The sequence below is a fragment of the Actinokineospora sp. NPDC051303 genome (assembly GCF_055586285.1).
The window spans coordinates 127,285-149,281 of the sequence record NZ_JBVJIN010000009.1 but is presented as its reverse complement, the minus strand read 5'-3'; the positions used below and the strand labels follow the sequence as shown (position 1 = coordinate 149,281).

Genomic DNA, 21,997 nt, shown 5'->3' with positions numbered 1-21,997 from the left:
TCGCTACGACGTTCAGGGGACCTGAGCATCCGGAGCGTTCGAGTTCCCGCGCGTCCGGTCACCATTACGATGAACGGGTGAGCGACAGCGACCTGGCCCGGCGGTTCACCGAGCACCGGTCCCACCTGCTCGGTGTCGCCTACCGGCTGACCGGCACGCTGTCCGACGCGGAGGACGCCGTCCAGGAATCCTGGCTGCGACTGTCCGGTGTGGACGAACAGACGCGGGCGGAGATCCGCGACCTGCGCGCCTGGCTCACCACTGTCGTCGGCCGCCTCTGCCTGGACCGTTTACGCTCGGCCACCGCCCGCCGCGAACGGTATGTCGGCCAGTGGCTGCCGGAGCCGGTGGTCACCCCGTTCGGCGCGCCGCCGAGCCAGGACCCGGTGGACGCGGTGGTCCGCGACGACGGGGTGCGCATGGCCGCGCTGGTCGTCCTGGACCGGCTCACCCCGGAGCAGCGCGTCGCGTTCGTGCTCCACGACGCGTTCGGCGTCCCGTTCGGCGACATCGCCGCCACCCTCGGCTGCTCCGACGCCGCCGCCCGCCAGCACGCCTCCCGCGCCCGCCGCGCCGTCGCCCACGCGGACCCGCCCCCGCGCGTCGCCCTGGCCGAGCAGCGCGCGCTGATCGAGCGGTTCCTCACCGCCCTGGCCTCCGGCGACTTGGCCCAGGTCGTCACCCTCCTGCACCCCGACGCTGTCCTGGTCGGCGACAGCGACGGCAAGGCCCGCACCGCGCGCCACCTCGTCCTCGGCCCGGACAAGATCGGCCGCTTCCTGCTCGGCCTCCTGCGCCGCTACGGCGCGGGCGCGGCCACCGCGGGCGACCTGGTCCTGGTCAACGGCGACCTGGGCATACTCCTGCCCGACATCCCCGCCGACGACCCCCGCCGCGCCCTGAACCGCCGGGTCACCACGTTCGCGGTCCGCGACGGCAAGATCGCCGCGATCTACGACGTGGTCAACCCGGACAAGCTCACCCGGGTCAGGCCGTAACCCGCTGTGGGTCAGTCACGCCGTTTCTTCAGGTAGGCGGCGAGTTCGTCGTAGGCGCCCGTGTCATTGCTGTAGAGGGCGTAGTTGCGCGCGATCTCCAGCCACTCGCCGACGCTCGGCCGCACGGCGCGGGCGGCGTCGGTCAGGTGGCGCTGGGTGATCGGCTCGATCCGCCCGGAGGTCAGCGAGGCGTCCATGGCCACTTCGGTCGCCTGCTCGCAGATCAGCGCCAGGTCGGCGCCGGACCTGCCCGAGGTGATCTTGGCGATTTTCGCCAGGTCGACCCGGTCCGTGGGGCGACCGCGCAGGTGGAAACGCAGGATCGCCTCACGCGCGGCGAGGTCCGGCGGCAGCACCAGCACGGTCCGGTCGAAGCGGCCGGGCCGCAGCAGCGCGGAGTCGATGTCCCAGGGGTGATTGCTGGCGGCCAGGACGAACACGCCGTCGTTGTCAGTGCTGGCGCCGTCTAGTTCGGCGAGGATCTGGTTCACCACACCGCGCAGGGCGCCCCCGCCGCCGCGCAGCTGGGACCGCTTCTGGCCGAGGGCGTCGATCTCATCGAAGAACAGCAGGCACGGCCGGTTGCGGCGGGCGGTGTCGAAGATCGCGCGCAGGTTGCGCTCACTGCTGCCGACCCACATGTCGAGCACGTCGCCGAGGCCGATTTCGTAGAAGCTCGCCCCCAACTCACCCGCCAGAGCGCGGGCGACGAGCGTCTTTCCACAGCCGGGCGGGCCCCACAGCAGCAGCCCGCCGCGCAGGGACTTGCCGAACCGCAGCCGCAGTTCCGGGTTGCGCAGCGGCTTGAGGAACGACAGCTCCAGCCGCTTCTTCACCTCGGCGAGGCCGCCGACGTCGGCCAGCGTGATCCCGGCCGCGCCGAGCGTGCCGCCGCCGGACTCGACCACCGGCTCGCTGGCGGTCCACCGTTCGAGGATCTCGTCCGCGGTGTCCGGGACGGCCGCGACCGGGGCCGCGGGGGACGGGGGCGGGGCGAGCGCCGCGGCGAGTCGGCCGTACGCGGTCGCCTTGGCGTCGTCGCCGACCGCTTCTGCGGCCGAGGCTGCGATACGCAACGCCTCGACGTTATCCGGTTGGGCGGTAAGCACGACTGTCGCCTGGGCGAGAGCGTCGGCGGGACGGTCCGCGTCGAGCAACAAAGTGGCGAGGTGAACCCGCACCGGATGGTTGTCCGCGTCGGACGCGAGCACGCCGAGCAGGGCCTCGATCACCGGATCATGCGTCACCCGCCGCACGGTACTCGGCCCGACGTCGACGGTGACCGACGACTTCTTTACCGTGTGCCGCAAAGTGCCCGCGATCCGCCACTGGGGTGTGCAATGGAAGACGTCACTGACGCCGCGCTGCGGCGCGGCCAAGCGCTGCTGGAACTCGGCCGGGCGCGGGAGGCCGAGACGCAGCTGCGGACGGCGCTCGCCGCCCGACCCGAAGACGTCTCAGCGCGGGTCATGCTCGCGCAGGCACTGCTGAGACAGGAGAAATACGACGAGGCCCACGACGTGAGCCGCGCCGCCCTGTCCGACGCCCCGGAAAGCGTCGTCGCGCACGCCGTCCACGCTGGATCGCTGTCCAGGCTCAACCTGCACTCCGACGCGCTCGCCGTGCTCCGCCGCGGCCTCGCGCTCGCCCCGCACATCCCGGGCCTGCACCTGCAAGAGGCGTCCGTCCTGCTGGCCGATGACCGCCCCGAAGAAGCTCTGGCCAGCGTGGCGAAGGCACGCGCCCTCGACCCCGAGGACTCCGCGGGCGCGACCCTCCAAGCGGCCGCTTTCCACGCGACCGGACAGTTCGACAAGGCCGACGCCGCGGTGGCCGAGGCCCTGCGGCTGGACCCGGAGAACGCCGACGCCCACCGCATCCAGGGCCTGCTCGCCCTGCGCCGGGGCGGCGGCAAGTCCGCGGTCAGGTCCCAGCGCACCGCCCTGCGGCTGGACCCCACCGACGAAGGCGCGCGCGAGGGTCTGGCCCTGGCCCTCAAGAGCCGCAACCCGCTCTACGGTCTCCTCCTGCGGTTCCAGGGGTGGATCAGCGCGTTGCCCAACGGCCTGCGCGTCGCGGTGCTGATCACCCCGTTCCTGCTCAGCCGCGTGCTTCAGCCCTACGAGGGGCAGACCTGGGCCGCGGTCCTGCTCGGCGTGGTGATCGGCCTGGTCGCGCTGAGCTGGGCACTCGAACCGATCATGAACTGCGTCCTGCTCCTGAGCCGCGACCGACACCTGGTCAGCGCCCCAGCCCGCGTCGCGACCTACGGGTTCGTCGCCCTCGCCGCCGCAGCCGTCGCCGCCGCGGTGGCGGGCAAGGTCAGTGGCCTGGACGGGCTGCTCACCCTCGCCATCGGCCTCGCCTTCTGGGCGTTGGCCACCGGCCTCGCCCACACCGTCCGCCCAGGCCCGCGCAAGGTGGTGCTGATGGCGGCCGTCGCCGCGGGGGTGCTGGCCGCCCTCGGGGTGGCGGCCGTCCTCGTGGACGCGCCGGGCGCCGCGATCGCCGCGACGCTGGTGCTCGTCAGCGCCATCGCCGCCACCTGGTTCACCGCCCTGGCCAAGTGACCGCCGCACTGACGATCCATAGTGGACAGCACATCGCCCGCGAACTCGGTCACACGAGTTCGCGGGCGACGGGCTGTCACCCTTTGAGGGTGCCGTAGACGATCCAGTTGTCACGGTAGCTGCGCGCGGCCTCGTCGTACTCGCCGCCGCAGGTGATCAGCCGCACCTGTGGGGTGGCGGTGTTCCCATACACCTCTTCGGTCGGGAACTGCTTCTTCGGCACCTGCTTCACCCGGTCGACGGCGAACACCACGACCGAGCCGTCCTGGCGGCCGATGCGCACCTCGGCGCCCGGCTTGACCTCGTGCAGGCGCCAGAAGACGCCCTTCTGCTGGTTGCCGTCGACATGCCCGAGGATGATCGACGGGCCGACCTCGCCGGGCGTCGGGCTGAACTTGTACCAACTCGCCTGCATCGGCTGGGTCACCGGCACGACCTCGATCGTCCGGTCCGCGTTGATTCCGGTGGGCACGAGCGACGAGTTCGCCCCGATGCTGGGAACGTCGATCCAGGCCGGGTCCGATCGGGCCAGCGGCGCGGGCGCCGGGGTCGGATGGGCCGCGCCGCTCGCGGGAGAACCGGTGTGCCGCGGGCCGGTGCCATTGTCCGAGCCCACGTCGTCCGACCCGCACCCGACCAACGCGAGCAACACGAGCAGGACCAGCGGCAGGGCAGGCGTCCGTCGCGGCCGCGGTGCTGTGCTGGGCGCCGTCACGATGTCACCCGCTCAGCGCTGGGCGAGGCCCGCGGCGCCGGTCTCCGGAGCGCCGACCGGCACGATGCCCACCTGGCCGCCGCCGACCGCGGGCGGAGTCGGACGCGGACCGGGCGCGGGCGTCGATGTCGGCGCCGGGGGGCGCGTGGACGTGGTCGACGGGGTGGGGCACTGGTTCGGCGGCGCGGGCGGGGCCGTCCGCTTGACGAACTCGTACCGCGCGATCTTGCCCTCGGTGTCGGCCCGCGGCCAGAGGAACTGGTCGTAGCGGCCGTCGGAGTCCACAAACCGCTTCAGCCAGGAGATGTAGGTCTTGGCGACGGTGGTTTTCGCCGCCGCGTCGGGGTTCGGGGTGGCGACCACGTCGTGCTCGGCGCCCTTGAGTTCCAGGTACGCCTTCGGGCGGTTGGCGGGCAGGCTCTTGTAGAACGGGTAGGGCATGGTGTTCGGCGGCGCCTGGTCGTCGCTCTCGGCGCCGAAGATCAGTGTCGGCGCCTGCACAGTGCTGTACCGCGAAGTCGGAAGCTCCCACGGAGTCAGGGGAATCGACGCCTTCAGGTCGCGGTTCCGCGTGGAGTAGTCCAGAGCGGCGCCACCGCCGAAGGACCAGCCCGACACGGCCAACCGGCGCTGTCCACGATGCTCTTGACCGGACTGGATTTCGTCAGGTAATTGATGGCCGGGGTGAACAACTGGGCACGCACGGCGGGCAATTCGTGCTCGCTGTTCGCGTCCATGGTGAGCACGACGAAACCCTGCGACGCGACCCGCGACCCCAGCCACGCGAGCCGGTCACGGTCAAGGCTTCGGCCGGACTGCACAATCACCGCGCCGTACTTGCAGTCACCGGTCCCGGTCGGGGCGAAAATAGTAGCCCCGCCCATGCCGTTGACCGAGCCTTTGGGCACGTCGGTCACCGCCGTCCGAAACGGCCCGGCCTCGGTGCCGATGCTCGCCTCAGTCGGATTGGGCCCACGCAGGGTGGTCTGCGAACACGGCGGCGGAGGGCAATCCTGCTGCGCCGACGCCGCCACGGGGCTGACCAGACCGATCGACGCGGCCACTGTCGCCGCGAGCACGCAGTCACGCACTGGGTTTACTTTCACGAAGGAACTCCACTTTTGGCTGAATACCGCAGGAAGGCTCGCATAGTATGAAGTAGTACGCACTACGGGCAACGCGCACACCCCACAAAGAGGGGTTTATCAACTCATCGGGTAGATCGCGCCGAGAGTTGATTGCAGGTAAACCACTGTCAGTAGATTTTCAGCCAGTCGACATCCAGTCTCGACGGCTTGGACTCCACTTAAGACTATCCTCGGTGGGCGTTCAGACAGGCAAGCCGCCCCGAACCGCTGGAATCAGGACGAATGTGGTCCAAATCTCAGTCCAACGTGGACGGAGGCGAGATGATCATTCCGCCCGGGCCGACTCTTCCCGATAGCCAGCAAGTTGATCAAAGCCACAACTGTGTGGTTTCCACGATTCCGTGTGACCTGGCCTCTGGCGCCCAGTCACCGACATTCGGCATCCAGGATCCGGCGCTACTCACCGAACCCGCTACCCGCACAATGCGCACGGCCCTAGACACGTCGCGCCAACGCACCAGAACTCCGCGCCCAGGCACCGGACGCCACCCACCACCCGGGCACCCACCACCCAGGCACCTCAAGCACCTGGCACCTAGCGTCAGGCACGAGGCGCCCCCAGGCTTCTGGCGCTCCGGCACCTGGCACGCCACATCAGGCACCCAAAGCACCCGGTAAACCAACACTGAGGCACCAGGCACCCAAGCACCCGGTAAACCAGCACTGAGGCACCAGGCATCCCGCGCCCGGGCACCCGCAGACGAGGGGCGTCAGGCAACCAGGCAGCAGCATCCCGCATCCGATCACCCCCGACACCCGGCACCCGAGCACCACCGACCCCCGCACCCGGGGCACCCGCATCCGGCGTCAGACACCCCGGCACCCCGGCACCCCGGCACCCCGGCACCCCGGCACCCCGGCACCCCGGCACCCCGGCACCCCGGCACCCCGGCACCCCGGCACAGGATCACGCTGGCACAGCGCAACAGCCCACCTACGGCCACGCCACGCCCAGCGGCCCCGTCGCCCGCCCAATCGGGCAGGCAGTCTGGGAGGACTCGGCGGTGCCTCGGTCGGCAGCCACTTGTGCATCCCGCTGAACTGGTGCACCGTCCACGGGTTGAACGCCTCCGGCGCGCGCCGCTCGGCCGAGCGCAGCCAGGCGAACGCCCACAGCGCTGGGCGTGTGCCTGCGAGCGCCTTCGCTACCGCCCCTGGCTTCTGCCACCACCTCACCCAGCAGGCAGGCAGGTCAGCCTTAGCCTTGGCCTGTATCAGCGGCAGCGCTCCCGTGCACCAGCGGCCCCCTGGTTCCACCGCCGCCACAACGCCACCCGCGACTGTCAGGACGCGGACGCCAGTAACCGCCAGCGGAGCGTCAGGGCGTGGGAACCCGGCAGGCGTCGCCCGAGGTGAAGCCCTGTTCGGTGATGCCCAGTGCGCTGTTCATCCTGGCGCGCTGGTTCTCCAGCGCTATCTGGTAGGTCAGCTCGATCAGTCCCTTCTTCCCGAAGGCCGCCGTCAGTTCGGCGACCTGCTCGTCGGTCACGGCGACCGGGTTGGCGGTCATCGCGTCGGCGTAGGCGATGGCGAGTCGCTCGTCGGCGCTGTAGGCGTCGGATGTGGCGTAGTCATCAATGTGCTTGAGCCGCTCGATGTCCAGTCCGTCGAGGCGCTGCAGCATGGTGCCGAAGTCGACGCACCACGAGCAGCCCAACTGCTGCGCGACCCGGTACACGGCCAACTCTCGGATATTGGCCGGAAGGACCCGGGACGCGCGTTCGGCGCCGAGTTCGTGCTTGGCGGCGGCCATCATGAGCTTGCGGTGATGCGCCAGCACGGTGAACGGCTCGGGCACCGCGCCGAAGCGGCGCTTGGCGAACCAGTACATCGCGCGCAGCAGCGGTCCGGCTTCCCGGACGCTCACACCGGCGATACGGGACATGGCGTTCTCCTCGCTGTGGCGTGCCCCGGATCAGGGCAGTTCACGAGGAGGACGAGGCGTCCCGCCCGGGTGTGACAGCTCGGCTCAGGACGGATCGGTGACACGGGCCACGAAATACACCACCCCCGTCCCCACGTGTCGGACCACGAACAGGAACGGCCGGTCCACGGTCACCTCGACCGGTTCGGCGGGCAGGGACATCAGGCGCATCATGACGGCGGTGGCCGCCGCGCCCTCGAAACCCTGTTCGTCGACCTTGAGCACCGACTCGTGCAGCACGGCCTGCACAGCCAGCGGGTCGGGGCTGATACCCGTGAGGTCGGCGTTCGACGAGAACACCGTTCGCACGCCCAGTTCGAGCAGCGGCCTCGTCAGCTCGGCCTGAGTGGACACCTCAAGTTTCGGCAGACGCAGCAGAACCTGCCTCGTGCTCGGCGCGTCGAGCAACGCGCCCAAGGAGTCCCCGGTCAGACCCGGCTCGACCTCGGCCAAGTCGCCATCCGGAAGCAGGACAACGGCTTCGACGCCGCCGACCGCGGGCAGTCCGACAACCTGCCAGCCGTCCACCGCCGCGTAGCCCACGCTCTCGTTCAGCGTCATCGTGGGCACGTCGACAGAACCCGCAGCACTATGGAAGGGCAGAGGCCGCGTCGCGTCCGAGTCGAACACAGTGCGCCAGCCACACTTGAGGTAGAGCGCGTTGACCAACGACGACACGGTGTCCGACCTGATCGTGCCCGCAGGCAGCAACTCCGGGATCAGGCCGCGGGTGGTCTCCGAGACGTCGGCGTTGATCGTGTCGCGGGCCTTCTCCGGCTCGGTCCGGAACGGCGCGTTGCGCACCGCGCCACTCGACCATCGCGACAGTTGGTCGGTGAAGGTTCGCTCGATCGTGATCGTCTCGTCGGCCCAGAGCGTGTTGGACACCGCGATCAGCGGCTGGTCCTCACCCGGTCGGGGCTCGGACAGCCGGGCCGCCCCGGCGAGCGCCTCGGTCACCTCGTCCAACTCGCCGAGCAGGGCGACGAGTTCGGCCTGGCTGTCCCCGTGAGCGCCGTGGGCCAGCAGACCGAGTGCGCTGGCCACGGAAAACGGCGACCAGCACACCTGCTCACGCGGGTAAGGTGCGACCGCGCGATGCAGGGCGAGGATGAAATCCAGGTGCGACACAGCGACTCCCGACGACTCCGACTCGGTGGTGACCGTGCCTTGAGTGTGCCGGCTCAGCCGGGGGTGGCTCGGAAGTTATCCACAAGCACCGCGTGCCACACCACGGCCTGCGCGTCCGTGAGCGAGGCGACCTGGTCGACCACCACTCGCAGCCGCCCCGCGTCGTCGTCCGCCGAGTGCCAGGCTGGTTGGAACGCGGGTTCAAGGGCGTCGGGCGCCCGGTCCGCCAACACCGCGACGAGCCGTTCGAGGAGTTCACGCTGCCCCGCTTGGAGAATCCGGCGGTCCGGGTCGCTCAGGACATAGTGGACGGCGGTCGCCTTGAGCAGCGCCACCTCGGCCGCGACCCGCCCGGGCACCACCAGGTCCGCCACGTATCTGGTCAGCGGCCGGTCGCCGTGAGCTCGCCTAGTCCCAGTAACCGCGGCGGAGGCGAATCGGCCCACTAGTTCGCTGGTCAACCGCTTGAGCGCGACCTGCGCGCCGAGCGTGCCGTCGTACTCACGGGCGACAAGATCGGCGACGACCGGCAGGGCGAGCAGCCCGATGGCGGCCTCTTCCAGGCACGACACCGGCTCTGCCGAGAAGTGCTTGGCCGCCAACTCGGCGACGACGGCGCGTTCGGCGGGGTCCGCCAGCGCGGCGAGAGAAATCCGGCCTGCCCGGACGCCGTCTTCGACGTCGTGCACCGAGTAGGCCACGTCGTCCGCCCAGTCCATTATCTGCGCCTCTATGCAGCGGATGTCCTCCGGCGCGCCTTCGCGTATCCAGGTGAAGACGGGCAAGTCATCCTCGTAGACACCGAACTTCACCATTCCGGCGCGCCGTGGCCACGGGTATTTGGTGGCGGCGTCGAGCGAAGCGCGGGCCAGGTTCAGGCCGTGCTCGGCGCCGTCCTCGCCGAGCACCTTCGGCTCAAGCCGAGTCAGGATGCGCAGAGTCTGGGCGTTGCCCTCGAACCCGCCGCACCCCTGCGCCGCTAGGTCCAGTGCTCGTTCGCCGTTGTGCCCGAAGGGCGGGTGGCCGATGTCGTGGGCGAGCCCAGCGGTGTCGACGATGTCGGGATCGCAGCCCAGTTCCTCGGCGATCCCCCGACTGATCTGGGCTACCTCCAGGGAGTGAGTCAGCCGGGTACGCGGGATCCCGTGCACTTCCGAGCCCTCGTTGGGACCCACTACCTGCGTCTTACCGGCCAACCTCCGCAGGGCCGCGGAGTGCAGGACCCGCGCGCGGTCACGGCTGAACGGGCTGCGGACAGCGGGCCACGCCCCGGGCAGCGTCGAGCCCTTGGGGGACTCGGCGAAGAAGCGCTCGGCGTCATGCTCGGTGTAACCGGAACTCACAGAGGGAGACTACGTGCCTCAGCCGACTTCCCCGTCTATCGCGATCCGGTCAGCGGAGGCGTTGGTCGACCGGTAGTACAAGAGGGCGGCTGTCTCCCGCAAGATGTACCGAGCCTGCGTCTCACGGGTTCGCACGATCGGGCCGGTGTGCGTCGGCGAGGTCCACGCGTCCAGGCCCGCGTCCTTGGCCATCGTGCGGGCGCGCAGCGAGTGCCACGGGTCGCTGACGATCACCGCCGACTCCCAGCCGCGTTTCTTCACCTCGACCGCGACCGCCCGCAGGGTGCCCAGTGTGTCGTTGCCCTCGCCGACCTCGATGACCTTGTCTTCCGGGATGCCCCGGTCCACCAGCCAGGCGCGGCCAGCCTCCGCCTCGGTGAACTTGTCGCCCACGCGCCGCCCGCCGCCGGTGACCACGTATTCGGCCACGCCCTCGTCGTAGAGCGCCTTGGCCTGCCGCAACCGGGCCTCAAGGACCTTGGAGGGCTTGCCCGCGTACTGGGCGGCGCCGAGGACGACGACGACGTCGGCGCGATCACGGTCATCGATTCTAGCCACCTGCCACACCCGAAAGCTGGTTCCGCCGACGACCAGCAGGCCCATCAGCACGAAGCCGAGGAGCAACCGGCGCAGGAAACGGCGAACAGGGTGGGGGTTGGGAGGCACGATTCGCATCCTTCCAGAATCGGCGTCGCGTGGTGCGGCGCGGGCAGGATACGCCAGAGACGAGCGCCACTCCGCCGAAACGCCCGAGTTATCCACAATGCCCCGAACTTATCCACAGATCACAAGGACCCCTGTCATTCGAGAGCCGAACCCGGTTACCTCGAAGCCATGAACTCAAACCGCGCACTCCTCGATCTCGATCATCTGCCCGGCGTCTTCCCGCACGGCGTGGCCCGGGCCTCCGAACTCGTCTCGCTGGGGCTGTCCGGCCGCAGCATCCGCAACCGGTGCCTGCCCCACGGGCCATGGCAGCGGTTGCAATCCGACGTCGTCCTGCTCACCGACGCCCCTCCTACCCGCGCCCAGCGGCTGAAGGCCGCGCTGCGCGTCACCAGCCCGGAGGCGGTGGTGACCGGGCGGGAAGCCATGTGGCTCAACGGGATGCCGGTCACGCCCTTCGGCGCGATCCACCTCGTCGTGCCGGAGCACGTTCCCGGGCGCGCGGACGGCTCCGTCACCGTCGAGCGGACGATCCGGATGCCAGACCCGTTGTACCGCAGGGGCTTTCCCACCGCCCCGCTGGCCAGGGCCACAGTGGACGCGTGCAGGCGCACCCCGTCCGCGGGCGAGATCCGGGTCCTGGTCATGGAAGCGGTGCAGCGCGGCGGCGTGCCGTTGAGCTCGCTCCACGAGGAGCTGGCCCGCGGGCCCAGCGCCGGAACGACACTGTTGCGGCGCGTGCTCACCGAGATCGACCGGAAAGTCCGGTCGGCGGGCGCCCGGATCGCCGCGGAGCTGGTCGACCGGGCCGGTCTCCCCCAGCCGACATGGACAGCGCGGCTGAGCACTGTCCACGACGTGCACTTGGCCGTGGTGGACGCGTGGTGGGACAACGTGGGACTGGCTTGGGACGCGGACATCCACCGGCCGTGGTCGCCGCGCACCGGTCTGCTCGCGTCGACCCGCGCGGCGCGCCTGACCGCGGCCGGGATCGTCGCGGTCCACACCGAACCCCTGCGAGTCCGCGACGACACAGCGGCCGTGGTGGATGAGCTACGCGGCGCCTACCGCTTGGCGTCCGCCCGGCCGAGACCGGAGGTGATCGTGTCCTGATCGTGGAGATCCGATGGCAGGAGACTCACGCTGTGTCGTGCCTTACACAGCCGTCCAGACCACGGAACTGGCCGGCGTGAACCGCACGAGCTGGCCCACGTCCCCCGACCCACGCGGACAACCGAGTGGACCAGACGCGGCTAGCCCGCTACCAACCCAAATCGGGAGGTGACGATGTCCTGAACTCGAATGCCCTGAACTCAGCAGCCGACAAGCTGCCCGGCGAGGTACGACTCCAGGCGATCGATCGAGATTCGCTCCTGGGACATGGTGTCGCGTTCGCGCACCGTGACCGCGTGGTCGTTGAGCGAGTCGAAGTCGATGGTCACGCAGAACGGGGTGCCGATCTCGTCCTGCCTGCGGTAGCGGCGGCCGATGGCGCCCGCGTCGTCGAAGTCGACATTCCAGTGCTTGCGCAACGCGGCGGCGACGTCGCGGGCCTTGGGTGAGAGGTCCGCGTTGCGCGAGAGCGGGAGCACGGCGACCTTGACCGGCGCGAGCCTGCGATCGAGCCGCAGCACGATCCGCTTGTCGACGCCGCCCTTGGCGTTCGGCGCCTCGTCCTCGACGTAGGCGTCGAGCAGGAACGCCATCATCGGGCGGCCGACCCCGGCGGCGGGCTCGATGACGAACGGCCGGTATCGGGAATTGGTGGCCTGGTCGAAGTAGGACAGGTCCACGCCGGAATGGTTGGAATGGGTGGTCAGGTCGAAGTCGGTGCGGTTGGCGATGCCCTCCAACTCGCCCCATTCCTGACCGCCGAACTGGAAGCGGTATTCGATGTCCACAGTCCGCTTGGAGTAGTGCGACAGCTTCTCCTGCGGGTGCTCATAGACACGGAGGTTGTCCTTGGCGATCCCCAGATCGGTGTACCAGCGCATGCGCTCATCGATCCAGTACTGGTGCCACTCGTCGTCGGTGCCCGGCTCGACGAAGAACTCCATCTCCATCTGCTCGAACTCGCGCGTGCGGAAGATGAAGTTGCCCGGAGTGATCTCGTTGCGGAACGACTTGCCGATCTGGCCGATGCCGAAGGGCGGCTTGCGACGGGAGGTGGTCTGCACGTTCAGGAAGTTCACGAAGATCCCCTGCGCGGTCTCGGGGCGCAGGTAGTGCATGCCGTCCTCGGTCTCGACTGGCCCGAGGTGGGTCTTGAGCATCATGTTGAACTCGCGCGGCTCGGTGTACTGGCCGCGGGTGCCGCAGTTCGGACACGGCACGTCGGAGACGTCGTTCTCGGCGACGTCTTTGCCGGTCCGGGCGGCGTACTCCTCGGCCAGCTGGTCCGCGCGAAAACGCTTGTGACAGGAGGTGCATTCGACAAGAGGATCGTGGAAAGCGGTGACGTGTCCGGAGGCGGCCCACACCTGGCGCGGCAGGATCACCGACGAGTCGAGGCCGACGACGTCGTCGCGACCCTGCACCATCGCCTTCCACCACGCGCGCTTGATGTTGTCCTTGAGTTCCACGCCGAGGGGGCCGTAGTCCCAGGCCGACCTCGTGCCGCCGTAGATCTCTCCGCACGGGTAGACGAACCCACGGCGCTTGCAGAGACTGACGACGGTGTCGATCCGGTCGGCTGGCACTGACCCTCCATGCGGGCGAACTCAAGGTCGGCGAGACAAACAAGGGTAGTCCGCAACGCCCGCGGGCCCGCCAGGGGCTGGCGCGCTCGACCCGTTCCGGACGACGGCCGCGGCGCCGTCCGGAACGGGAAGGGGCAACGGGCCTGGGCGTGAGCGAGTGGGAGCCAGGGCGACCTGCTGGCCGGGTGCGCGCCAGCTTGCTCAAGCGTGCGCGCGAAAGGCGGCCCGAGCTGTCGTCAGGGGTGCCAGCGGGGCATTCCGGACGTCGGCGGCTCCCGGCAGGGCTATGGGCAGGGCTGTGGAAGTCGCCCTCCAAGTGCGCTGCGAGGTTCTCGGGGAGCTGCCGGGCTGTCCGGGAGCCGCCAACTGCCCGGCAGTCGCCAGGCTGACAGGCGGGCAGCGGGCTGATGGGCAGTCAGCGGGCTGACGCAGGCAGAGGGCTTACGCGGGCAGAGGGCTTACGCAGGCAGGTAGGGGTCTGACGGGCAGGCAGCGGGGCTCGGGTGTCAACGCGCCCTCGGATGGTCGGCAGGTTCTCAGCACTCGGCGGGTCCTCGGCACCCGGCGAGGCTCTGGGTGCCGATGTGCCCGGGTGCTGACGGGCTCGGCGTCCGCGCGCTCTCAGGCATCCGCGCGCTCGGGCGCCTGCGCGCTCTCGGGTTGTGTGCACGCTCTCGGGTGTCTGCACGCTCTCGGGTCTCGGGGGCTCTCGGGTGTCGGAGGGCTTCGGGGGCGCGGGCTCTCAGGGGGCCCGCAGGCCCTCAGGGAGTGCGGGCTCTCAGGGGTCGGGGGGCCTGGGGGACGGCGGGCTGGCGCTTGCCGTAGAGGCGGTGAGCTCGTTGCCCGTGGCCGTGTCGACCAGCTTGCGGTTCGGTGGCGGGGGGCGTTCGGCGTTGTCGGCGGGTGGGTTGCCCTGGTGTCACCGGGCTGTGGTGGGGCCGCCTGCCTCGCCGAGGTTGACGGTGTCCGCGTCGGCGGCGAGGAGGCTGGTGTGCCTGCGGGTGGCGCCGGGAGCGGCCTCGACCACCACCTCGTACGCGGCGGGTTCGGTGGTGTCCGCTTCGGCGAGGAGCGGGATGACATGAGTACGGACGTCGAAAGGAGACAGCGATTTGCGGTAGGCGGACACGGAAGCGAACTCCACGGTCAGCACCCAACTGGTCGCCGACTCGGTGGACCGGGCCAGCAACCCCCGCACGCAGCCGGGCTGGGCCAGCAGCAGCTCCAGGGCATGCTGCGCGCGGGTGGTGAACGGCTCGGGCTCGGCGACGGTGAACCTGGCGATCAGCAGCACGCGCGGGCGCCTTTCCTGGACGGCAGTGCGAAGATGCAGCACCGTAGCCCAACCGCCCTGGGAGGCACTGTGCGGCGAACACGGTCGTTGAAGGCGCCGCTGCTCGCGGGGGACGGGCCGTTGGCCCGGGTGCCGCCGGTGGTGGCTTTCGCCCTGGTCATCGCGGTGTTCACGGCGGGGGTGCTGATTCGCGGCCCGGTCGGCGCGGGACTGCTCGGGGTGCTCGCGGCGGGGGTGCTGGCGCTGCTCGCGGCCACGTGGCGGGTGCTGTCACCCGCGCACCGGCTCGGGCGGGTGCTGGTGCTCGGCGTGCTCGTCGCGGTCATCGTCTCCGTGCTGTGACCACGGCGCGCACCTCGCTGCCCGCCGTGAACTGCGGAAGCGCCTAATATGAACACGGTAACCATCATCCGGGCAGGCGACTCCGCCGCCGGTCAGCGAGGAGAGGACGACGTCGATCGTGACCTCGGAAGCCGCGTCGCACGAGCTGCGGGCAGCCGCCGAGCAGCACGAGCACTCGCCTGACCGGCCGGTGGTCGAGCCGGTCCACCGACGGCCCGCCGTGACCCTGACCGCCGCGGGCGACCTGCTGCGGGCACTTGCCGCGCCCGTGCGGATCGCCATCGTGCTTGAGCTGCGCGAAGCCGACCGGTGCGTGCACGAGTTGGTGGAGGCGCTCAACGTCGCCCAGCCGCTCATCAGCCAGCACCTGCGGGTGCTCAAGTCCGCGGGCGTCGTCTATGGGGAGCGCCACGGCCGCGAGGTCGTGTACCGGCTCGTGGACGAGCATCTCTCACATATCGTGGTGGACGCTGTAGCGCACGTGGAGGAAGGCGACGCCCGGTGACGATGACTGACCGATCCTCGGCGACCGTGCCCGGCAGGCGCTCCACGCGCCAGCGCACGGCCGTCGCACAACTGCTGGACCAGCTCGACGACTTCCGCTCCGCCCAGGAACTGCACGAGGAACTGCGCAAGCGCGGCGAAGGCATCGGGCTGACCACGGTCTACCGAACGCTGCAATCGTTAGCAGACGCGGGCGAGATCGACGTCTTGCGCACCGACTCCGGCGAGGCCATCTACCGGCGGTGCTCCAGCCACCACCATCACCACCTGGTGTGCCGCTCCTGCGGCCACACGGTGGAGGTGGAGGGCCCGGCGGTGGAGCGCTGGGCGGACCGCGTGGCGGCGGAGAACGGGTTCTCCCAGATCAGCCACACCGTGGAAATCTTCGGAACCTGCGAGCGCTGCGCCTGACCACGATCGCTGACGGCCACCTCGGACCGACAGTCGGCTAGCGGCCCCGCGCGGCCGGACACCGTCGGGTTCCAGCAAGCCCGGTCGGCACCGGCTTCAGCGCGCACTGCGGGGCGTCTGACCAGGCTTCGATGGGCACCGGTGACCGTGGTCGGGCGCAACCTAGACGAGCCGCCGATACGCGCCGAGTCACCGCGCGTATCGGCGGCCCAAGGGCTGTCAAGAAGGCCGCTACCGCGGCCTCGGTCGGTATGCCGTTCGTCGTGGGGCGGGGCTTGCCAGTGGCCTGGTTATTGCTCGTAGGGGTTTTCCGGCTGGGTGATCCTGGCGACGTCCTCGACGGACAACGTGGGGACGTAGTCGGTTTCCTTGGTGGCCGAGCCGGGCTGGACCTGGCCGGTGACCTCGACCCAGGTGTCATTGGTCAAGCCCGATGCGGCTGGGCCGTCCAGCTTCACCTTCACCGGGAACGCGTCGGCGGCGCAGCAGGCGATGCTGAGGCGGGCCAGGAAAGTGTCCTCGCCCTGGACGACGATGAAGCCGGTCAGGCGCACGGTGCGGCCGTTGAGAGAGCCGCCGGAGTCCCAGGCGGCGCGGGCGGCGAAGTCGCTCATCGGGAGCGAGACGACGTCGCCCTGGGGAATCGCGGGGAACAGGGCTGAGCCGTCGGTGCCCGAGGAGCGGCTGGCCGCGGCGCGATTGTCGCCGCGCATCACCGAGTCGGAGCCCAGGGCGGGCGGGGCGATGAGGAAGATCGCCAGCACCGGCAGGAGCAGCAGCCACGCGCTGCGCGCCGAGTGGTTGTGGTCGCCGTGGGCGTCCGGGGCGCTTGTCAGACTCCCCGCGGCCTGCGGGGCGCTGGAGTGCTCCCCGCCGTCCTGAGCGCTCGCGGTGACACCGGAGGCGCCGTCCGCGATGGTGGCGGCGGTGGCCGTGCCTGCCGGGGCGGTGTGCGCGGCGTGGGCGCTGTCGGTGGCAACGGCGCCTGTGTCGGTGTGGCGGGCGGCCAGGAGGTCGCGGCCGATGGACACCGCGGCCAGCAGGACCATGATCAGGCCACCGGCGATCAGCCAGTACTGGTGGGCGGGCTTGACGTAGAGCAGGTACGTGCCGGTGAACGAGATCTTCAGCAGCGCGCCGCCCACCAAGACCAGCAGGATGTTCTGGGTTTCCCGCCTCATCCGACACCTCCGAGGAAGACGACGCCCGAGAGGACCGCGCAGACCGTGGCCACGACGAACGTGGCCGGGCCGAAGCGGACCGCGAAGGACTTGCCGAAGGTGCCCGCCTGCAGGGCGAACAGCTTGACGTCGATCGCCGGGCCGACCACCAGGAACACGAGCTTGGGCAGCAGCGGCATGCCCGAGATGGACGCCGCCACGAACGCGTCCGCCTCGCTGCACAGGGCCAGCAGGACGGCGAGGGCCGCCATCACGATGACACCGAAGACGATTTCCTCGCCCAGGGTGTCGACCCACTCGCGAGGGATGACGACGTTTAGGACCGCCGCGGTGAGACCGCCGATGACCAGGAACCCGCCCGCGTCGACCAGGTCGGCGCGGGAGGTCTCGAAGAACATGCGCCAGCGGGAGCGCCCGTCGAGGTCGGGCATGCGGCGCAGGGCGCGCTCGATGATCCACTCGGCCTTGCCGAAGCGGGCCCACAGCCAGCCCATGACGATCGCGGTGGCCAGCGAGCCGACCAGGCGGGCCAGCACCATGCCCGGGTTGTTCGGGAAGGCGACGTTCGTCGCGACCAGCACGATCGGGTTCACCGCTGGCGCTGCGAGCAGGAACGCCAAGGCGACCGAGGTGGGCACCCCCTGCTGCATCAGCCTGCGGGCCACCGGGACGGCCGCGCACTCGCAGGTCGGCAGGGCCACGCCCGAGACCCCGGCCACCGGGACGGCGATCGACTGGCGCTTGGGCAGCAGCCGGTTCAGCGCCGACGCGGGCACGAACGCCGCGATCGCCCCGCTGATGAGCACGCCCAGCACCAGGAACGGCAGCGCCTGCACGCAGACGGCGACGAAGATGGTCGAGCCGGTCTGGATGGCCGGGACGTCGAGCCAGGACGCCAGCCAGCTCTGCCCCACCAGGGCCGCGATCAGCAGGACGCAGAGCACCTCCAGGGAGGTGATCCGCCGCTTCGGCTCGGCCGGGGCCGCGGCCTGCCGGTCCGCGACCGCCACCGGCCCGCCCTGGGGGTCGCCGGGCTCGGGAGAACTCCGCGGCTGTTCGCTCATGAGCGCCTGCCGCCCGTCGGGGTCCAGCGGTGCAAGAGGGTCACCTGCCGAATGATGCCGGCCAACGCATCACTTGTGTGGGCCACTGGCGGCACTTCGCCCACTGGCCGTTCCCAAGAGCTCGCCGCGCAACTGGGAAGCCGTGGACACCACCAGCATGAGCAGGGTGCCGAGCGCGGGCGCGGTGAGCCCGTCGGCAGGGAAGGCGTAGCGCAGGGTCACGTCCATCCCCCGATCGGTGTGGACCACGCCGAGCGTGCCGAACAGGCCCTGGCCCGCGCGCTCGGACGCCGACACCGCCAGCGCCGGGTCGTCGGGCAGGTCCCAGGCGACGACGCAGGTCAGGCTGAGCACCGTCAGCCCTTCGGCGAGCTGCATGGCCTGCACCGCGCACGGGACGTCGGCGTGCCGGAAAGTGAGCGCGCCGTCGTCGTCGACGTTGACGTCGTGGTAGTGCTCAAGGGCTTCGCGGGCCTTGCCGAGCAGGCTCGCGGTGTTCGCCGCCTCCGTGGTCATACGGGTCCTCCCTGGGTGAGCCGCGCGGCGACTTCGGCCGAGTCGGCCGCCGCGCCGAAGCGGCGGTCGCGCCGGGCGTAGGTCTCGACAGCGCTCCACAGGTGAAGCCGGTCGAAGTCGGGCCACAGGATGTCCTGGAAAACCAGCTCCGCGTACGCGGACTGCCAGAGCATGAAGTTCGAGGTGCGCTGTTCGCCGGACGGCCGGATGAACAGGTCCACGTCGGGCATGTCGGGCTGGTACATGTGCCGCCCGAGCGTGCGCTCGTCCACCTTCTCGGGGTTGATCTTCCCGGCTGCCGCGAGCCGGGCGATCTCGCGGGCGGCGTCGCCGATCTCCGCCCGCCCGCCGTAGTTGACGCACATGGCGAGGTTGAGCACGTCGTTGTGCTTGGTGCGCTCCTCGGCGACCTCAAGCTCCTTGATGACGCTCTGCCACAGCCGCGGCCTGCGCCCGGCCCAGCGGACCCGGACGCCCATCTCGTCCAGCTCGTCGGTGCGGTCGCGGATGACGTCGCGCGAGAAGCCCATGAGGAACCGGACCTCCTCGGGGCTGCGCCGCCAGTTCTCGGTGGAGAAGGCGTAAAGCGAGAGCCACTTGACCCCGATCTCGATACAGCCGCGCGCCGCCTCGACGACCTGGGCCTCGCCGCGCTTGTGCCCCTCGATCCGGGTGAGTCCGCGCTGGTTGGCCCAGCGGCCGTTGCCGTCCATCACGATCGCCACGTGCTTGGGCACGAACTCGGCTGGAATCGCGGGCGGACGCGCGCCGGAAGGATGCGGATCCGGGGGCGCGATCGGCCGCCCCGCCTCACGCCTGCTGATCCGCCGCCGTCGCAGCACCACACACTCCTTCGCATCCCGGGACTTGGCACGCCGACCCTACTGACCCGCCCGGCCCAACCCGCGCGGCACCGTGGCCTACCCCTTTCCGGCACTCCATCATCCCGGACCCGCTCATCCGGCGACGCCAGTTATCCACATGCCCCCGATTCATCCACAGATTTCGCGCACCCCTTCCACCAGGTCTGACACCCGATAGACTGGAGCGGGGCAGCCCCCCGGGAAGGGTGGGGGCATGTCACCCGCGCGCGAGGGGCGCTTGCGTTGTGCGCAGTGACATCACCGGGCAGGCCTCTCGCGGCAGCAGCACCCGGGCAGGCCTGTCACGGCGACGGCACCGGGCAGGCCGTCACAGTGGCAGCGCCGGGGCAGGCCCCTCGCGCGATTTGGGAAGCACTCGCCAGTGGGCGTCCGGGGTGGGATTGGGCGCTGGCCGAGGGGCGGGACCGGTGCCGGTGGATCAGTCGGGGTCTGGGAGCGGGGTGGGCGGGTGGGGGTCGAAGGGGCGGCGTTCGACTAGGGGGAGGGAGCGTAGTTGGCGTTCAAGGTGCCATTGGAGCAGGGCGGCAACCAGGCCGCTGGTCTCGCGGCGGGTGGCGTCGGTGGCTTGTTCCGCTGTGTCCCAGCCGCCGGTGGCTAGGGCGTTCATCAAGGTCAGGGACTCGTGGGCGGGGCTGGCGGAGCCGGGAGGCTTGCAGCGGGGGCACACCGACCCGCCCGCTGGGACGCTGAAGGCTCGGTGGGGGCCGGGGTCGCCGCAGCGGGCGCATTCGGTGATGGCGGGGGACCAGCCCGCGAAGGCCATGGCGCGGAGCAGGAACGCGTCCAGGACCAGGGACGCGTCGCGGTGGCCGTCGGCGAGGGCGCGGAGGGCGCCCGCGACCAGCAGGTAGAGGCGCAGGACAGGCTCGCCCTCTTCGGCTGACATGCGGTCGGCGGTTTCGAGGACGGCGCAGGCCGCCGTGTAGCGCTGGTAGTCGTGGACCAAGCCCGCGCCGAAGGCGTCGAGGGTGTGCACCTGGGTGATCACGTCCAGGGTGCGGCCGGTGTAGAACTGCACGTCCACATGGGCGAACGGCTCGACCCGGGCGCCCAGCCGCGACGTGGTGCGGCGGACACCCTTGGCCACCGCGCGGACCTTGCCGTGCTTCTGGGTGATCAGCGTGATGATGCGGTCGGCCTCGCCGAGCTTCTGCACGCGCAGCACGACCCCCGTGTCGCGGTACAGGCTCACCGGGTCATTCTCGCACGCGCTAGAGCGCCGCCAGGCTCACGATCAGGAAGATCAGGCCGGTCACGCAGCCCAGGCCGCCGAGGATCGTGCCGATCAGGCAGAACGTCCTCGTCGTGTTCGACGCCGACTCGGCCATCTGGTAGTTGCCCTGCATCTTGTACTGGGCGACCTCGTTCGACTTCATGATCGCGAGGATGCCGAAGATCAGGGCGAAGAAGATCGTCGCGATCGCCCAGCCCTTGTAGTCGGGGATGGCGTTGATGTCGGGGTAACCGGGCTGGCCGTACCCGTAGCCAGGCTGGCCGTAGGGGGCGGGCTGGCCATACGGCGGCTGCTGACCGTACGGCGCGGGCGGACCGTAGGGCTGCGGCTGCTGGCCGTACGGCTGGCCGTAAGGCGGCTGGCCCTGCGGCGGCTGCTGGCCGTAGGGCTGCGGCTGGCCATAGGGATTGGTCACGTTTGGTCCCCCTCGAACACCGACTCAGTGCGCGAGAGCGTAACGGGTGCCGCCGACAGACTTGCCGGGGATGTCGGCAAGCGCGGTCGTGCTCACACGTACAGCCCCATGAAGGGCAGGTTCCTGGCCACGAACCACAGCGCCAGCACGGTGACCGCCGCGTGCGGCGCCCACCGCCAGTGCAGCCAGCTGCGCACGTGCCTGGCCCGCACCCGGCCGACCGCCCAGGCCGCCGTGCTCCACGCGAACAGGACCAGGAAGACCAGGGACACCGCGTTGTAGTGCAGCGCGTCGAGCAGACGGCCGTGCAGCAGGCTGTAGACCATCCGGAACCCGCCGCAGCCGGGGCAGCAGATCCCGGTGAGCGCCTTCGTCGGGCACTCCGGGAGCCAGCCGCCCGGGGTAGTCGGATCGGCCAGGGCCACGGCCACACAGCCCGCGGCGGCGACGCCGACGAGGACCAGCGGCGGGCCGAGGGCGGCGGGCAGAGACCGGCGGGGAACGTGCACGGCTACCCGAGGATGACGACCGTGCCCGCGGCCCAGTCATGCAGGCCGCGCTGGCGGCGCTCGTCGTAGGCCGCGGTCAGGAAACAGATCAACGGAAACACCCACAGCACCGCCGCGCGCGCCGCCGCCCGCTTCCAGCCGGGCGGGTCGCCAGTGGCGTCGTGGGCGATCTCCACGCCGAGGATCTTCTTGCCCGGGGTGGTGCCGCGCGCCCCGACCAGCGTGGTGTCGTAGACGAACCCGACCAGCGACACCGCGACCACGAACGCGACCGCGCGCAGCACCGGGTCGGTCAGCCCCGGCAGCAGCGCCAAGACCGCCAGCACGGCGGGCACGCCGACCACGGTGGTGTCGATCAGCCGCGCGCCGACCCGGGCGCCGAGGGTGGCCAGCGGGACGACGCCGCGCGCGCCGACCGTGACGCGCTCGATGTCCGGGCGGTGCTCCAC

Annotated in this window: 22 protein-coding genes and 1 pseudogene; 6 read left to right on the top strand and 17 right to left on the bottom strand. The window is 70.5% G+C overall.

The genetic code is table 11. The annotated features are described in order from the left end of the window. Positions 1–77 precede the first annotated feature (77 nt). A complete protein-coding gene (locus tag ACZ6SD_RS09980) occupies positions 78–998 on the top strand; it encodes a sigma-70 family RNA polymerase sigma factor (RefSeq protein WP_465316545.1) in 921 nt (306 codons plus the stop codon). Positions 999–1,009: 11 nt separating this feature from the next. Here ACZ6SD_RS09980 and ACZ6SD_RS09975 read toward each other — a convergent pair whose 3' ends face one another. After that, positions 1,010–2,245 (bottom strand): ATP-binding protein, encoded by a 1,236-nt coding sequence (locus tag ACZ6SD_RS09975; RefSeq protein ID WP_465316544.1) that lies wholly within the window; start codon positions 2,243–2,245, stop codon positions 1,010–1,012. A 93-nt stretch (positions 2,246–2,338) separates the two neighbouring features. On the opposite strand from ACZ6SD_RS09975, the gene ACZ6SD_RS09970 reads away from it, so the two are divergent. Next, complete coding sequence (locus ACZ6SD_RS09970) at positions 2,339–3,568, top strand: tetratricopeptide repeat protein (protein WP_465316543.1); 1,230 nt, start codon at positions 2,339–2,341, stop codon at positions 3,566–3,568. Between the two features lie 76 nt (positions 3,569–3,644). Here ACZ6SD_RS09970 and ACZ6SD_RS09965 read toward each other — a convergent pair whose 3' ends face one another. The 6 genes and pseudogenes from ACZ6SD_RS09965 to ACZ6SD_RS09940 form a co-directional block, all read right to left on the bottom strand. Next, complete coding sequence (locus ACZ6SD_RS09965; RefSeq protein WP_465316542.1) at positions 3,645–4,283, bottom strand: class F sortase; 639 nt, start codon at positions 4,281–4,283, stop codon at positions 3,645–3,647. Between the two features lie 12 nt (positions 4,284–4,295). Beyond that, positions 4,296–5,317, bottom strand: a pseudogene (locus ACZ6SD_RS09960) (dienelactone hydrolase family protein). A gap of 1,432 nt (positions 5,318–6,749) precedes the next feature. Beyond that, positions 6,750–7,316, bottom strand: coding sequence for a carboxymuconolactone decarboxylase family protein (locus tag ACZ6SD_RS09955; RefSeq protein WP_465316541.1), 567 nt, complete (start codon positions 7,314–7,316; stop codon positions 6,750–6,752). An 84-nt stretch (positions 7,317–7,400) separates the two neighbouring features. Beyond that, on the bottom strand, positions 7,401–8,486 hold the full coding sequence (locus ACZ6SD_RS09950; RefSeq protein ID WP_465316540.1) for a serpin family protein: 1,086 nt from the start codon (positions 8,484–8,486) through the stop codon (positions 7,401–7,403). Between the two features lie 53 nt (positions 8,487–8,539). Beyond that, entirely contained in the window at positions 8,540–9,829 is a 1,290-nt protein-coding gene (locus ACZ6SD_RS09945) for a deoxyguanosinetriphosphate triphosphohydrolase (RefSeq protein ID WP_465316539.1), read from the bottom strand. Between the two features lie 18 nt (positions 9,830–9,847). Beyond that, positions 9,848–10,504 (bottom strand): YdcF family protein, encoded by a 657-nt coding sequence (locus tag ACZ6SD_RS09940; protein WP_465316538.1) that lies wholly within the window; start codon positions 10,502–10,504, stop codon positions 9,848–9,850. Between the two features lie 159 nt (positions 10,505–10,663). On the opposite strand from ACZ6SD_RS09940, the gene ACZ6SD_RS09935 reads away from it, so the two are divergent. Continuing rightward, on the top strand, positions 10,664–11,608 hold the full coding sequence (locus ACZ6SD_RS09935; RefSeq protein WP_465316537.1) for a hypothetical protein: 945 nt from the start codon (positions 10,664–10,666) through the stop codon (positions 11,606–11,608). Between the two features lie 200 nt (positions 11,609–11,808). Here the strand turns inward: ACZ6SD_RS09935 and ACZ6SD_RS09930 are convergent, their stop codons facing one another. Together ACZ6SD_RS09930 and ACZ6SD_RS09925 are read right to left on the bottom strand one after the other, a co-directional pair. Beyond that, positions 11,809–13,194, bottom strand: coding sequence for a glycine--tRNA ligase (locus ACZ6SD_RS09930; protein WP_465316536.1), 1,386 nt, complete (start codon positions 13,192–13,194; stop codon positions 11,809–11,811). A gap of 919 nt (positions 13,195–14,113) precedes the next feature. Beyond that, positions 14,114–14,488, bottom strand: a complete 375-nt coding sequence (locus tag ACZ6SD_RS09925; protein ID WP_465316535.1) for an antibiotic biosynthesis monooxygenase family protein — start codon at positions 14,486–14,488, stop codon at positions 14,114–14,116. 69 nt (positions 14,489–14,557) lie between these two features. Between ACZ6SD_RS09925 and ACZ6SD_RS09920 the strand changes: the two genes are divergently transcribed. From ACZ6SD_RS09920 to ACZ6SD_RS09910, 3 genes are all read left to right on the top strand, one after another. Continuing rightward, the gene (locus tag ACZ6SD_RS09920; protein ID WP_465316534.1) at positions 14,558–14,830 is read left to right on the top strand and encodes a hypothetical protein; all 273 of its coding nucleotides are present in this window, start codon (positions 14,558–14,560) and stop codon (positions 14,828–14,830) included. A 190-nt stretch (positions 14,831–15,020) separates the two neighbouring features. Then, positions 15,021–15,335 (top strand): ArsR/SmtB family transcription factor, encoded by a 315-nt coding sequence (locus ACZ6SD_RS09915; RefSeq protein ID WP_228772014.1) that lies wholly within the window; start codon positions 15,021–15,023, stop codon positions 15,333–15,335. 2 nt (positions 15,336–15,337) lie between these two features. Next, entirely contained in the window at positions 15,338–15,745 is a 408-nt protein-coding gene (locus ACZ6SD_RS09910) for a Fur family transcriptional regulator (RefSeq protein WP_091457209.1), read from the top strand. Between the two features lie 290 nt (positions 15,746–16,035). Here ACZ6SD_RS09910 and ACZ6SD_RS09905 read toward each other — a convergent pair whose 3' ends face one another. From ACZ6SD_RS09905 to ACZ6SD_RS09870, 8 genes are all read right to left on the bottom strand, one after another. Continuing rightward, positions 16,036–16,926, bottom strand: a complete 891-nt coding sequence (locus ACZ6SD_RS09905) for a TIGR03943 family putative permease subunit (protein WP_465316533.1) — start codon at positions 16,924–16,926, stop codon at positions 16,036–16,038. Further along, positions 16,923–17,990, bottom strand: coding sequence for a permease (locus ACZ6SD_RS09900; protein ID WP_465316532.1), 1,068 nt, complete (start codon positions 17,988–17,990; stop codon positions 16,923–16,925). The genes ACZ6SD_RS09905 and ACZ6SD_RS09900 overlap by 4 nt, the downstream gene beginning before the upstream one ends. 69 nt (positions 17,991–18,059) lie before the next feature. Beyond that, the gene (locus ACZ6SD_RS09895) at positions 18,060–18,506 is read right to left on the bottom strand and encodes a hypothetical protein (protein WP_465316531.1); all 447 of its coding nucleotides are present in this window, start codon (positions 18,504–18,506) and stop codon (positions 18,060–18,062) included. Beyond that, positions 18,503–19,348 (bottom strand): isoprenyl transferase, encoded by an 846-nt coding sequence (locus tag ACZ6SD_RS09890; protein ID WP_465316530.1) that lies wholly within the window; start codon positions 19,346–19,348, stop codon positions 18,503–18,505. Before ACZ6SD_RS09890 ends, ACZ6SD_RS09895 begins: the two co-directional genes overlap by 4 nt. 460 nt (positions 19,349–19,808) lie before the next feature. Beyond that, on the bottom strand, positions 19,809–20,582 hold the full coding sequence (recO, locus tag ACZ6SD_RS09885) for a DNA repair protein RecO (RefSeq protein WP_465316529.1): 774 nt from the start codon (positions 20,580–20,582) through the stop codon (positions 19,809–19,811). Positions 20,583–20,601: 19 nt separating this feature from the next. Next, the gene (locus ACZ6SD_RS09880; RefSeq protein WP_465316528.1) at positions 20,602–21,039 is read right to left on the bottom strand and encodes a CD225/dispanin family protein; all 438 of its coding nucleotides are present in this window, start codon (positions 21,037–21,039) and stop codon (positions 20,602–20,604) included. A gap of 92 nt (positions 21,040–21,131) precedes the next feature. Next, on the bottom strand, positions 21,132–21,548 hold the full coding sequence (locus ACZ6SD_RS09875; protein WP_465316527.1) for a DUF2752 domain-containing protein: 417 nt from the start codon (positions 21,546–21,548) through the stop codon (positions 21,132–21,134). A 2-nt stretch (positions 21,549–21,550) separates the two neighbouring features. Then, complete coding sequence (locus ACZ6SD_RS09870) at positions 21,551–21,997, bottom strand: RDD family protein (RefSeq protein WP_465316526.1); 447 nt, start codon at positions 21,995–21,997, stop codon at positions 21,551–21,553.